This is a genomic window from Georgenia soli (genome assembly GCF_002563695.1).
In the GTDB taxonomy this organism is placed as follows: Bacteria; Actinomycetota; Actinomycetes; order Actinomycetales; family Actinomycetaceae; genus Georgenia; species Georgenia soli.
The window spans coordinates 1,524,244-1,535,920 of sequence record NZ_PDJI01000004.1 but is presented as its reverse complement, the minus strand read 5'-3'; the positions used below and the strand labels follow the sequence as shown (position 1 = coordinate 1,535,920).

Sequence of the window (11,677 nt, the reverse complement as noted above, 5' to 3'; positions counted from 1 at the left end):
CGCCGTCCCCGTCCGTCCCGGCCGTCCTCGTCGGCCGCCGCCCGTGGTCAGCGCGCGAAGAGACCCTGGGCGGAGGCCTCGGCGTCGGCGTAGGTGCGCGACGCGGCGTCGAGGGCGATCGTGATCTGCTCCAGGGAGGCCTCCACCTGCGCCTGCGTGGCCCGCCACTGGTCCGCGCATGCGCCGAACGCCGCCGACGCCGAGCCGGTCCAGGAGGCCTGGAGCTGGACGAGGTGGTTCATCATCGCGGCCGCCTCCGCCCGGAGGGTCGCGGTGGTGGTGCGGGTCTGCGCGGCGGCGAGCGCCACCTCGGCGCTGTCGACCTGGAACCGTGCCATGGTGTGCTCCTCCCGTCCGCGCCCCGGTGGCGCGGGTACGCATCGGGACGTTACGGAGACGACCGGCACTGCCGGGGGAGCGGCGTCCGGGTCTGTGGACACCACGGCCGTCCGGCGCACCTGTGGACGGCCGTCCTGCTACCTCCTCTTGTCCTTCTTCCGGCGGGGTCGGTCGAAGAAGTCGGGCTCGCGCTCCATGCCGTGCTGCGGGGCGCCGTCCTCGGTCGGCCGCTGCCCGGTCACCGGTTGCGCGTCGACGAGGGGCGGGACCGGCTCGACCGTGCCGCGGGGCTGTTCCGGCGTGACGCGGCGGCCTGCGGAGTCCGGCGTCCCCGGGCTGGGCGGCGTGGGCGGCGTGAGCGTGGACGCCGCACTCGCACGGCGCTCCCGGACCGGGACCAGCATCTGCTCGCGCTCCGCCCGGGCGGCCAGCCGCCGCTCCCGCTGCAGCCGCTCCCGGTCCGCCCGCTCGCGGCGGTCGCGCGCCGCCTGCTCGATGAGCTCGCGGGAGGATCGTGCGACGGCGTCCCTGGTCGCCCGCGTGGTCTCTGCGCCGGCACGGGGCCGGGCGGCCAGGTCGTCGGGCTCGGACTCGAGGGAGGACGTCCGGGTAGGACGCTGTCCGCGCTCGGCCGCGGCCTCCGACGGCGTCGGCGTGCTGCCAGGGGTGACGGCGCCAGGGGTCACGGCTGCGGGAGTGACGGTGCCAGGGATCGCGGTGCCAGGCGTCACGGCGCCTGCAGGCGCGACCTCGGAAGGCACCGCGTCGGGTGTCGCGGCCCCGGGCCCTCGGCCCTGGCCGGGAACGGGCCCCCACGTCGGACGCGCGGCCGGGCCGGCGTCGGCGGCGGACTTGGCGGCGGGAGCCGGCCGGGCCGCCTCGTCGCCGGAGGTGGCGGATGCACCGGAGCCTGATGGCATGGAGGCGCCGGGGCCGGCGGGCAGGGCAGAGTCGGCCGGAGCCTCGGTGGCGGCGCGGACCGGCGCGGTGAAGACGTGGGACCCGGTGTCGTCGCGGCGGTGGCTCTCCTCGACGACCTCACCCTGCGCTGCCTCGGCCGCAGCGACGGACTCCTCGGGCCCGGCCTCGCCCATGGCCGCCAGCTCCGCCTGCAGCCGGGCGAGCTCCGCGGAGAGGTTCTCGCGAGCCGCGTCCTCCCACTGCGCACCCATCGGCGAGACGAAGAGGTTCCGCCTCGCGAGCAGCTTGGTGACGATGGCGAGCCGGGCCTCGACGTAGTGACGGGCGGGCAGGTGGGCGTACTCGGCCCGCACCGCCTTGCGGTACGCCTGGTAGTGCTGAGGGTCGGCCGCCAGCACCGCCAGGTCCGCGTCGGAGAGGGCGAGGCAGTCGATGTCGCGGCTCCGGATCTCGTGCCGCTTGAGGTTGAGGATGAGCTCCGCGATCCGGTCCCGGGTGGCCGGGGGCACCCCGAGGGCGCCCAGCTCCTCCCGGGCGAGCTCGGCCGAGGCGCCCTCGTCCTCCCCGCCGCTCCGCGAGTAAGCCTTGCCGGGCGTGGAGCTGAACACCGCGCCGTGGTACCACGCGGCGAGCCGCACGGTGTCGGGGTGGTGGGTCTCCTCGGCGAGCTCGTCGACGCGGGCGAGCACGTCGACGAGGTGCTTGAGGTTGTGGAAGTGCCGGTCCGGCTCCTGCCACCGCTCGAGGAGTCGGCGGCACGTGGCCTCGATCTCCTCACGCGGGGCGGTGGCCCCGACGGCGAGAACGCTGCGGACGAACGCGGCGGGCAACCATTGAGGTACGTCGATGACGCCCATGGCTCAGATCCTTGCATGCTGATCGTGCGGTCGCCCGATCGTAGACCCGCCCGGCGCGGCGGTGGGACGGATGGGGACCACCCGTGTCGAGGCTCACGGCCACGCCCCGGCGGGATGCGGACGGTGGCCCGGGAAACGGTGCGGCTCCCGGTAGAGTTCGCGGAATGTCACAACCGTTGGACCAGGCGCACGTCCTGCTCACGGGCGCCACGGGCTTCGTCGGGCAGGCCGTGCTCGAGAAGCTCCTCTCCGCCTACCCCAGCACGCGCGTCAGCGTGCTCGTCCGCCCCCGGGGAGACCTCTCCGCCGAGCAGCGCGTGGCCAAGCTGCTGCGCAAGCCCGTCTTCAAGGCGTGGCGCCGGTCGGTGGGCGAGGAGTCGGCGGCGGCCGCCTTCGCCGAGCGTGTCTCCGTGATCTCCGGCGACCTGGGAGACCTGCCGCCGCTGCCCGACGACGTCGACGTCGTCCTCCACTCCGCCTCCACCGTCTCCTTCGACCTGCCGGTCGACGAGGCGTTCGCCGCCAACGTCGGCGGTCCCATCTCGCTCTACGAGGCGCTGGCCGCCACCGGGGCCGACCCGCACGTCGTCCACGTCTCCACGAGCTACGTAGCCGGCCTGCGCAAGGGCGTGGCCGAGGAGCGGGCCCTGGACCACGAGATCGACCGCGAGGTCGAGCTCGCCTCCGCCGTCGCCGCGCGGGAGGCGGCGGAGAAGGAGTCCCGCACCCCCGAGGTGCTGGGCCGCCTGCTCCGCGAGGCAGAGAAGGAGCACCGGCGTGCCGGGGCGCGCGCCGTCGCCGAGGCCGCCGAGACGGCCCGGTCCGAGTGGGTGCGTGAGCAGCTCGTCGAGCACGGCCGCACCCGCGCACTCTCCCTCGGCTGGCCCGACGTCTACACCTTCACCAAGGCGATGGGCGAGCGCGTCGCCGAGGAGATGTGGGCGGGTGCGGGCCACCGTCTCTCGGTGGTGCGCCCCACCATCATCGAGTCCTCCCTCAGGCACCCCTACCCGGGCTGGATCGACGGCTTCAAGGTGGCCGACCCGCTGATCGCCGCCTACGGCCGCGGCCTCCTGCCGGAGTTCCCCGCCCTCGCCGACACGGTGCTCGACATCATCCCCGTCGACTTCGTCGTCAACGCGATCCTCGCCGCCGCCGCGGCACCGCCCGCACCCGGCGGCGCGAACTACTACCAGGTCAGCTCCGGGATCACGAACCCCCTGCGCCTCGGTTCGCTGGTGCACATGGTGCGCGAGTACTTCTCCGCCAACCCGCTCAAGGACGCCGAGGGCGCCCACGTGGCCGTGCCGGCGTGGTCCTTCCCGCACCGCGGCGCCGTGGAGCGCGCGCTGGGGCGGCGCGAGCTGGCCGTGGACGTGGCCGACCGGGCGCTGGGCTACCTGCCCGCCAACCGGCGCACCCGGCAGTGGATCTCCGCGCTGTACAAGGCGCGCCGCGACCTCGGGACACTCCGCAAGTTCACCTCGCTGTACCAGCCGTACACGCAGACCGAGGTGATCTTCGACGACGCCCGCACCCGCGCGCTGCACGCCGCCCTGCCCGCCGAGCGGCAGGCCGAGCACGGCTTCGACGTCGCCGAGATCGACTGGCGCCACTACCTCCTGGACGTGCACATCCCCGGCGTCCCCGGGCTGATGCGCGACCGCACCCCCAAGGAGGCGCCCGGCGCGCCCGCGGAGCTGCCGCGCCGCAAGGACGTGCTCGCCGTCTTCGACCTGCAGCGCACGGTCGCCGCGGCCACCCTCGTCGAGCAGTACCTCTGGGTCGAGCTCGCCGCGAAGCCGGCGTCGCGCTGGCCGGCGTCCCTGGCCAACCTCGTCGCCCTCGGCCCGCGCTACCTGCAGGCCGAGCGCCGGGACCGCGGCGACTTCATCCGCACCTTCATGCGCCGCTACGAGGGGGCCAGCGAGCAGGAGCTGCGGGCCGTCATCGCGCGGAAGGTGACCCCGTCGCTGCGCCGCGGTCTTCTCGTGGAGGCCGTCGAGCGGATCCGGGCGCACCGCGAGGCGGGCCACCGCACCGTGCTCGTCACCGGTGAGATCGACGTCTTCGTCGAGCCGCTCGCACCGCTCTTCGACGAGATCGTGGCCGGGCGGATGGAGACCGACGGCGACGGGCGCTGGACCGGCCACCTCGCCACCTCCCCGCTGGTGGGCGAGGCGCGCGCCGCGTGGCTGCGCCGCTACGCGCGTGAGCAGGGTATGGACCTGACGGGGTCCTATGCTTACGGGGACAGCTATGCCGACCGGCCGTGGCTGGAGGTCGTCGGGTATCCCAACGCCGTCAATCCCGACGCAGGCCTCTACCGCTACGCCCGGGCTCGGCGCTGGCCCACCCACCAGTGGACCGCCACGGCCGAGGGACGGCTCACCCCCGTCCTGCGCAGCATCAAGGGAGAACGCCAGTGACGCAGGGGAGCGAGAGCCCGACCGCGGGGTCCCGGCTCCACGGGCGTGCGCTCGTGACCGGCGGGACGTCCGGCATCGGGCTGAGCTTCGCCCGGGCGCTGGCCTCCCGGGGCTGCGACCTGGTGCTCGTCGCGCGCGACGAGGCCCGCCTCGCCAAGACGGCCGAGCAGCTGCGCTGGCGCTACGGCGTCGAGGTGGAGACCATCGTCGCCGACCTGTCCCGCCGGGACGCCGTCGGCGCGGTCGCCGCCCGGCTGGCCGACCCCGTCTCCCCGGTGGAGATCCTGGTCAACAACGCCGGCAGGGGCCTGCACGTCCCGCTGCTGGCCGAGGACCCGAGCGAGCACGAGGAGGCGCTCGACCTCATGGTGCGGGCCGTCCTCGTGCTCGGCGGCGCCGCCGGCCGGGCGATGAAGGCCCGCGGGCACGGGGTGATCGTCAACGTCGCCTCCGTCGCCGGCCTGATCCCGATGGGCGGCTACTCCGCGATCAAGTCGTGGGTGCGCACGTACTCCGAGTCCCTCTCCCTCGAGCTCGACGGCACCGGGGTGACCGTCACGGCGCTGCTGCCGGGTTGGGTGCGCACCGAGTTCCACGACCGGGCCGGGATCCGGGCGAGCTCGATCCCCGACGCCCTCTGGCTCGAGGCCGACCGCGTCGTCGAGGACTGCCTCGCCGACGTCGAGAAGGGTCGGGTACGTTCCGTCCCGTCCAGGCGGTTCGCGACGCTGGCGTTCCTCGCCGAGCACGCGCCGCGCCCGCTGGTCCGTCGCGCGACGGCGATCATCAAGGGGAGCCGGAAATGACAGGTGCACCGAGCCTGAGGCGCTACCACGCCGGCTGGCACCGGGCTGCGCGGTTCGTCGCGCAGCGGATGGTCCTGCGACCCGTCGTGCGGACCGTGACGAGGACCGTCGTCGAGGGGCTGGACAACCTCGAGGGGCTGAGCCGCCCGTTCGTCGTCGTCGCCAACCACTCCAGCCACCTGGACACCGGCGTCCTGATGAGCATGCTGCCGCGCCACGTCACCGAGCACCTCGCGGTCGGCGCGGCCGCCGACTACTTCTACTCCCGCTGGTGGACGAAGGCGGCGACGTCGCTGTTCTTCAACACCTACCCCATCCACCGCACCTCCGGCGGCAAGCGCACCCGCAAGGGTCTGTCCCAGCGCCTGGTGGCCGAGGACGTGCCGGTGCTGATCTTCCCCGAGGGCACCCGCTCCCGCGACGGCGTCATGCGCGCGTTCAAGCCCGGTGCCGCGGCCCTGTGCGTCGCCAAGAACGTCCCGTGCGTGCCGGTGGCGCTGCTCGGCACCCACGAGGCCATGCCCGTGGGCCGGTCGTGGCCGGTGCCCGGACGCCCGCGCGTGCGCATGCTCGTCGGCCGCCCCATGCGCCCGCGGCCCGGCGAGAAGCCCCGCGAGTTCAACGACCGCGTGGCTGCCCGCGTGCGCACCATGCTCGAGATGCAGACCCCGTACGTGCTCGCCGACGGCGCAGCTCCCGGCCAGGAGGCCGGTACGGACCACAAGCAGGAGGAGGCCTCGTGAAGGGTGTCGCACACCAGAAGTGGTGGGGCTGGGGTGTGGAGGGCGTCGCGTTCAACTACCGCGACAAGCCCAGGATGGCACCGTTCGTGATGGACAAGGTCGGCATCGACCTCTCGGCGCCGGGCACGCCGCCGCCGGCGTTCGAGGAGCTCGACGTCCCGGCCACCCGGCTGGGCGAGGAGCTCGCCGCGACCCTCGGCTCCGCCGTCGGCCAGGAGCACGTGGTCACCGACGACCTGGACCGGGTGGTGCACACCTACGGCAAGGGCCTGGCGGACCTGGTGCGGGTCCGGGCCGGTGACCTGCCGCGCGTGCCCGACGTCGTCGTCTACCCCGCCGACGAGGACGAGGTGCGCGCCGTCGTCGACGCCGTCGTCGCGGCCGACGCCGTCCTCATCCCCTTCGGGGGCGGGTCGAACATCTCCGGCTCGCTGACCCCGCCGCCGGCGGAGGAGCGCACCGTGGTCTCGCTCGACCTCGGCCGGCTCAACCGCGTGCTCGAGGTCGACGAGCACGCCGGTCTCGCCCGCATCCAGGCGGGCGTGCTGGGCCCGGACATGGAGGAGCAGCTCAACGCCCGCGGGTGGACCATGGGCCACCAGCCGGACAGCTTCCGCCACTCCACGCTCGGCGGCTGGATCGCGACGCGCTCGTCGGGCATGCAGTCCGACAAGTACGGCGACATCGCCGACATCACCCGCGGCCTGCGCCTGGTCCAGCCCGGCAAGGTCGTGGTGCTGCGGCCGCTGCCCTCGACGTCGTCGGGGCCGTCCGTGCGCGAGATGATCCTCGGCTCCGAGGGGCGCCTGGGCGTCATCACCGAGGCGTGGGTGCACGTGCACCGCCTCCCGGAGAACCGCGACATCATCGCCTACCTGTACCCCTCGTGGAGCGCCGCGCTGGCGGCGATGCAGGAGATCTCGACCTCCGACGCGCACCCCACCGTCACCCGCGTCTCCGACGCCAACGAGACCGCCTTCTCCTTCTCCACGCAGAAGGCGAAGAAGGGCATCTCCGGCAAGGTGCAGACCGTGCTCTTCGACGTGCTCGAGAAGCGCGGCTGGGACCTCGACGCGGTGTGCCTCTCCTACGTCGGCTACGAGGGCGGCAGCGCCCGGGTCAAGGCCGAGAAGAACATCATCGGCAAGATCGTCAAGAAGCACGGCGGCATCAAGCTCGGCCGCGGGCCGGGCGCCCTGTACGACCAGAAGAAGTTCGACACCCCCTACATCCGCGACTTCCTCCTCGACATCGGGGCGATGGGCGACGTCTCGGAGACCGCGGCGCCGTGGTCGAGGCTCATGGACGTCTACACCGGCACCATCCGGTCCGCGCGCGAGGCGTTCGACGAGCTGGGGGTCAAGGGCTTCATCATGTGCCACCTCTCGCACAGCTACCACTCCGGCGCCTGCCTCTACTTCACGTTCGCGTTCGCGCCGGGCGTGGAGTCGGTGGAGGGGCAGCTGGAGAAGTACTGGGTGGTCAAGAAGGCGATCCAGCAGTCGTTCGTGGACACCGGCGCCACCATCTCGCACCACCACGGGGTCGGCACCGACCACGCGCACTGGCTCGAGGAGGACATCTCCGAGGCCGGCACCGACGTGATGGTCGCGCTGCTGCGCGGGGTCGACCCGGGCCGCAACCTCAACCCGGGCACCCTGCTCCCGGCGCACCGGGAGTGGTGAGCGCGCACCTGAAGGTGCGCGCCGGAGCACGGTGACCCCCCGCTGACCGGCTCGTCCCGGAGCAGAGGGCGTCACCGGGCCTGCGAGGCTGCCGGAGCGCGCTCGCTGCGCTCCTTCAGGCCGAGCATCATCCCGCGGTCCATCACGAAGTGCAGCGGGTCGCCGACGACGTAGTCCACGACACCCAGCGCGGCGCGGGCCAGCGCGAACCGGCGGGGCACCATGGGCCGCAGGTACCCGCCGTCGCGCTCCCGCACGAGCAGCCGCGTCCGGCCGCCGGGGAGCGGGCGCAGGACGAACGCCCACGTGCCGATGACCAGCGCCCGGTTCGGCTCGAGCACCGTGACGGGGTTGCCGAAGCTGAACCGCCCGACCGAGCCGGTGTTGACGCGGTCGCCGAGCCGGAGGTGCTGGAGCTCGGGGTGGATGCGGGTGGCGGAGTGCGTGCGCTCGACGTAGTGGACGGTGCCCGGGAACACGAACCGCTCCACCCGGTCGTGGCTGTAGAAGCCGGCGCGGCGGTCCCCGATCTGGACCAGCCACGGCCACACGCGCTCCGGCGGCGCCTCGATGGTGACCGCCTTGGTGCAGTGGGTCATGACGTCGGCGACGATCTCGTCGCCCGGCAGCGGCTCACGCCGTTCCTCCGGCGTGCTGCCCCACGCGCTCATCCACGGGCGGAGTGCGACGTCGTAGGCGAGGAGCAGCGGCAGCAGCAGCGCGGCGGCGGGCCGGGCGAGGGGGCGGACCGGCATCAGGACCTCCAGCGTCGGAGCAGACCTAGGTCCAGGGAAGCACACCGTCGCCGGTGGGGCATCGCGGGACCTTCGTCCCCGGACGACGAACCGGGCAAGGACGACAATGGCCGCATCACCGGCGCACCGTCCCGCGGGGCGCGGTGCCCGGCCCGTCGGTCTGGCGAGCGGGGCCCACCCTGGGTCCCGCCTCGGCCGAAGGGAGGTCAGCATGCGCACCACAGCTGCCGCGCACGGGCCGCAGGTCCGCGCGCACGACCACGACGGAACCGTCCGGAGGGTCGCCGCACCGGTCGGCCGGTTCCTCCTCCACTACGCGGAGATGTGCGTGGTGATGTGCGTCGGCGCCGTCGCGCTGTCCGTGCTGTTCTTCCAGGGAGCGGCGTCCCTGGGTCGCACGAACCTGCCCGAGCAGGCTCCCGTCCTGTCCGTCGCGGTGATCGCCGTGAACCTGTCGGTCCCGATGGCGGCCTGGATGCGGTTCCGGGGCATGGACTGGCGCCCGACGCTCGAGATGGCCGGGGCGACCCTCGCCGTCGGGCTACTGCTGATCGTCGGCTACCTGACCGGTGCCGTGCCCCAGGCCAGCCTGATCGAGGTTCAGACGAGCCTGGCCTGCCCGGTCATGCTCGCCGTGATGATCCCGCGGTTCCGCCTGTACTCGTCCCACGGCGCCCACCACCGGGCGGGCCGGGTCCGGCACGCCCCGGTCGCCGGCGCCTGAGCGCTCGGCGCCTGCGGGGTCTGCGTCCGACGCCGGAGGTGCGGCCTCCGTCGCGGCGGAAGGCGGTGCCGCGGGCTGTGCCTCGCCGGCCGGCAGGGCCACCTGCACGGTGGTTCCGCCGCCCGGCGTCGGCACGACGCGCACCGCCCCGCCGTGGGCGCCGACGATGCTGGCCACGATCGCGAGCCCGAGGCCGGACCCGCCGGAGCTGCGCGTCCGGGAGGGGTCGATCCGGTAGAAGCGCTCGAACACCCGCTCCGCGTCCTCCTCCGCGATCCCCGGACCGTGGTCGCGCACCTCGAGCTGCGCCCAGCCCGGCTCCACCACGCCCACCCCGATCTCGACCGGTGTTCCGGCGGGGGTGTGCTGCAGCACGTTGCCCATGAGGTTGGCGACCACCTGGCTGATGCGGTCCCGGTCCGCGCGGACGACCACCGGCACCTGCGGGGCGCGCGTCCCGGCGAGCGGCACCACGGTAACCGTGCGGTCGGGCGCCTGGGCATGCAGGTCGGCGGCGGAGTCGCGGGCGACGGCGACCAGGTCGACGTCCGTCAGCACGAGCGGGCGGCCCTCGTCGAGCCGCGCCAGCTGGAGCAGGTCCTCGACGAGGTTGCCCATGCGCGTGGCCTCGGACTCGATCCGTCCCATGGCCTGCGGGAGCCGCTCCGGCGGGACCCCGCCCATCCGGTACAGCTCTCCGTAGCCGCGGATCGTCGACAGCGGGGTGCGCAGCTCGTGCGAGGCGTCGGAGACGAAGCGACGCATGCGCTGCTCGGACGCCGTCCGCGCCGCGAACGACTCCTCGATCTGGGCGAGCATGACGTTGAGCGAGCGCGCCACGGAGCCCACCTCCGTCGTCGCCGGCAGGGCGGGGATGCGGCGGGAGAGGTCGCCGTCGGCGATGGCGCCGGCGGTGGCCTCGATCTCGCGCAGCGGGGCGAGGGAGCGGCGCACCGCGGCCCAGGCGGCGAGCCCGCCGCCGCCGACGATCACGAGGCCGGAGAGCATGATGAGCTTGCTGGTGCCCGCCAGCGTCTCGTCGACCCCGACCATCGGGAGCGCGACGGTGACCGCGCCGAGGACCTGGCTGCCGCCGGGGGCGCGCAGCGGCATGGTGGTGGCGCGCCACCGCACGCGCCCCTCGTCACCGCCGTCGCCGAGGACCGTCACCGGCTCGGCGTCGGCCGCGGAGAGGGAGCCGAGGTCGACCGGCCCGAGCCGCGGGCGGCCCACCTCCTCCGCCGTCCGCGGGCTCATGATCTCCTCGACCCCCAGCCCGGAGACCTGCACACGCACGTAGTACTCCGACGGCAGCACGCTGGTGTCGGAGAGGGGTCGGCTGCCCGTGAGCTGGTCGACGGTGCGCTGGGCGAGGTCGTGCGCCGAGGCCTCGAGCTGGCGGTCCACCTGGCCGATGAGGTTGGCACGCAGCACCGCGACGGTGACCAGGGCCGCCGTCGTCAGACCCACGAGCAGGAGGGTCGTGATGATCGCGACGAGGCGGGCGCTGAGCGGGACGGCGCGCCAGCGGTCGTGCAGGCGCGAGACCATCAGGCCGGGATCCGGCGCAGCACGTAGCCCACGCCGCGCCGGGTGTGGATGAGGGGCGCGAGGGTGACCGCCGCGTCCCCGGCCAGGCCGAGGTTCTCCGCGGAGTCGATCTTGCGGCGCAGGTAGGAGATGTAGGACTCCACGATCGCGGGGTCGCCGGCGAAGTCGTAGTCCCACACGTGATCGAGGATCTGCGTCTTCGACACCACCCGCTCGGCGTTGATCATCAGGTAGCGCAGGAGCTTGAACTCGGTGGGGGAGAGCTCCACGGGGCGGCCCGCCCGGCGCACCTCGTGGGCGTCCTCGTCGAGCTCGAGGTCGGCGTAGGTCAGGTGCGCGCCGTCGTTCTCGGACGGCGGCTGGGTGCGGCGGAGCACGGCCCGGATGCGGGCCACGACCTCCTCGAGGCTGAACGGCTTCGTCACGTAGTCGTCGCCGCCGACCGTCAGGCCCTGCACCTTGTCGGACATGTCGTCCCGGGCGGTGAGGAAGAGGACCGGGACGCTCTGCCCGTGCGACCGCAGCCGCCGCAGCACGGTGAAGCCGTCCATGTCCGGCAGCATGACGTCGAGCACGACGAGGTCCGGCGGTTCCTGCGCGGCGGCCCGCAGGGCGGCGTTGCCGTCCTCCGCCGTGACGACGTCGAACCCGGCGAAACGCAGCGACGCCGAGAGCAGCTCGCGGATGCTCGGCTCGTCGTCGACCACCAGCAGGCGCGCCTCGGCCGTCCGGGCGGCGTCGGCGCGGCCGGTGAGCATGGCGTTCATGCGCCCAGTGTCCCGCGCTCGCCTGAGGATTGCCTGGGAGCTCTCTGGGACCCTCCCGGGTGGAGGGCGACCGTGCCGGCGTGCCGGTTCCGGCCTGCCA

The 11,677-nt window shown here is 73.9% G+C and carries 9 protein-coding genes; 4 read left to right on the top strand and 5 right to left on the bottom strand.

Annotated elements, in window-relative coordinates:
* Positions 1-47: 47 nt before the first annotated feature.
* Positions 48-338, bottom strand: a complete 291-nt coding sequence (locus ATJ97_RS08170; protein ID WP_098483326.1) for a WXG100 family type VII secretion target — start codon at positions 336-338, stop codon at positions 48-50.
* A 138-nt stretch (positions 339-476) separates the two neighbouring features.
* The gene (locus tag ATJ97_RS20670) at positions 477-2,117 is read right to left on the bottom strand and encodes a hypothetical protein (protein WP_143426947.1); all 1,641 of its coding nucleotides are present in this window, start codon (positions 2,115-2,117) and stop codon (positions 477-479) included.
* Between the two features lie 164 nt (positions 2,118-2,281).
* Here ATJ97_RS20670 and ATJ97_RS08160 point away from each other — a divergent pair, with 164 nt between their 5' ends.
* Genes ATJ97_RS08160 through ATJ97_RS08145 form a run of 4 tightly spaced genes read left to right on the top strand, consistent with a single transcriptional unit; the run spans position 2,282 to position 7,780 of the window.
* Positions 2,282-4,546 (top strand): HAD-IB family hydrolase, encoded by a 2,265-nt coding sequence (locus ATJ97_RS08160; protein WP_098483324.1) that lies wholly within the window; start codon positions 2,282-2,284, stop codon positions 4,544-4,546.
* A complete protein-coding gene (locus tag ATJ97_RS08155) occupies positions 4,543-5,352 on the top strand; it encodes an SDR family NAD(P)-dependent oxidoreductase (RefSeq protein ID WP_098483323.1) in 810 nt (269 codons plus the stop codon). Before ATJ97_RS08160 ends, ATJ97_RS08155 begins: the two co-directional genes overlap by 4 nt.
* On the top strand, positions 5,349-6,095 hold the full coding sequence (locus ATJ97_RS08150) for a lysophospholipid acyltransferase family protein (protein ID WP_098483322.1): 747 nt from the start codon (positions 5,349-5,351) through the stop codon (positions 6,093-6,095). The genes ATJ97_RS08155 and ATJ97_RS08150 overlap by 4 nt, the downstream gene beginning before the upstream one ends.
* The gene (locus tag ATJ97_RS08145) at positions 6,092-7,780 is read left to right on the top strand and encodes an FAD-binding oxidoreductase (protein WP_245862283.1); all 1,689 of its coding nucleotides are present in this window, start codon (positions 6,092-6,094) and stop codon (positions 7,778-7,780) included. Before ATJ97_RS08150 ends, ATJ97_RS08145 begins: the two co-directional genes overlap by 4 nt.
* Positions 7,781-7,851: 71 nt before the next feature.
* Here the strand turns inward: ATJ97_RS08145 and ATJ97_RS08140 are convergent, their stop codons facing one another.
* The 3 genes from ATJ97_RS08140 to ATJ97_RS08125 form a co-directional block, all read right to left on the bottom strand.
* Positions 7,852-8,535, bottom strand: coding sequence for an SRPBCC family protein (locus ATJ97_RS08140; RefSeq protein ID WP_245862279.1), 684 nt, complete (start codon positions 8,533-8,535; stop codon positions 7,852-7,854).
* A gap of 541 nt (positions 8,536-9,076) precedes the next feature.
* The gene (locus ATJ97_RS08130; protein WP_098483320.1) at positions 9,077-10,810 is read right to left on the bottom strand and encodes a sensor histidine kinase; all 1,734 of its coding nucleotides are present in this window, start codon (positions 10,808-10,810) and stop codon (positions 9,077-9,079) included.
* Positions 10,810-11,577, bottom strand: a complete 768-nt coding sequence (locus tag ATJ97_RS08125) for a response regulator transcription factor (RefSeq protein ID WP_170037270.1) — start codon at positions 11,575-11,577, stop codon at positions 10,810-10,812. Before ATJ97_RS08125 ends, ATJ97_RS08130 begins: the two co-directional genes overlap by 1 nt.
* Positions 11,578-11,677 lie beyond the last annotated feature (100 nt).

Coding starts and splice junctions, on each gene's coding strand:
- ATJ97_RS08170 (WP_098483326.1), bottom strand. CDS start 338: ATGGCACGGTTCCAGGTCGACAGCGCCGAGGTGGCGCTCGCCGCCGCG.
- ATJ97_RS20670 (WP_143426947.1), bottom strand. CDS start 2,117: ATGGGCGTCATCGACGTACCTCAATGGTTGCCCGCCGCGTTCGTCCGC.
- ATJ97_RS08125 (WP_170037270.1), bottom strand. CDS start 11,577: ATGAACGCCATGCTCACCGGCCGCGCCGACGCCGCCCGGACGGCCGAG.
- ATJ97_RS08130 (WP_098483320.1), bottom strand. CDS start 10,810: ATGGTCTCGCGCCTGCACGACCGCTGGCGCGCCGTCCCGCTCAGCGCC.
- ATJ97_RS08160 (WP_098483324.1), top strand. CDS start 2,282: ATGTCACAACCGTTGGACCAGGCGCACGTCCTGCTCACGGGCGCCACG.
- ATJ97_RS08140 (WP_245862279.1), bottom strand. CDS start 8,535: ATGCCGGTCCGCCCCCTCGCCCGGCCCGCCGCCGCGCTGCTGCTGCCG.
- ATJ97_RS08150 (WP_098483322.1), top strand. CDS start 5,349: ATGACAGGTGCACCGAGCCTGAGGCGCTACCACGCCGGCTGGCACCGG.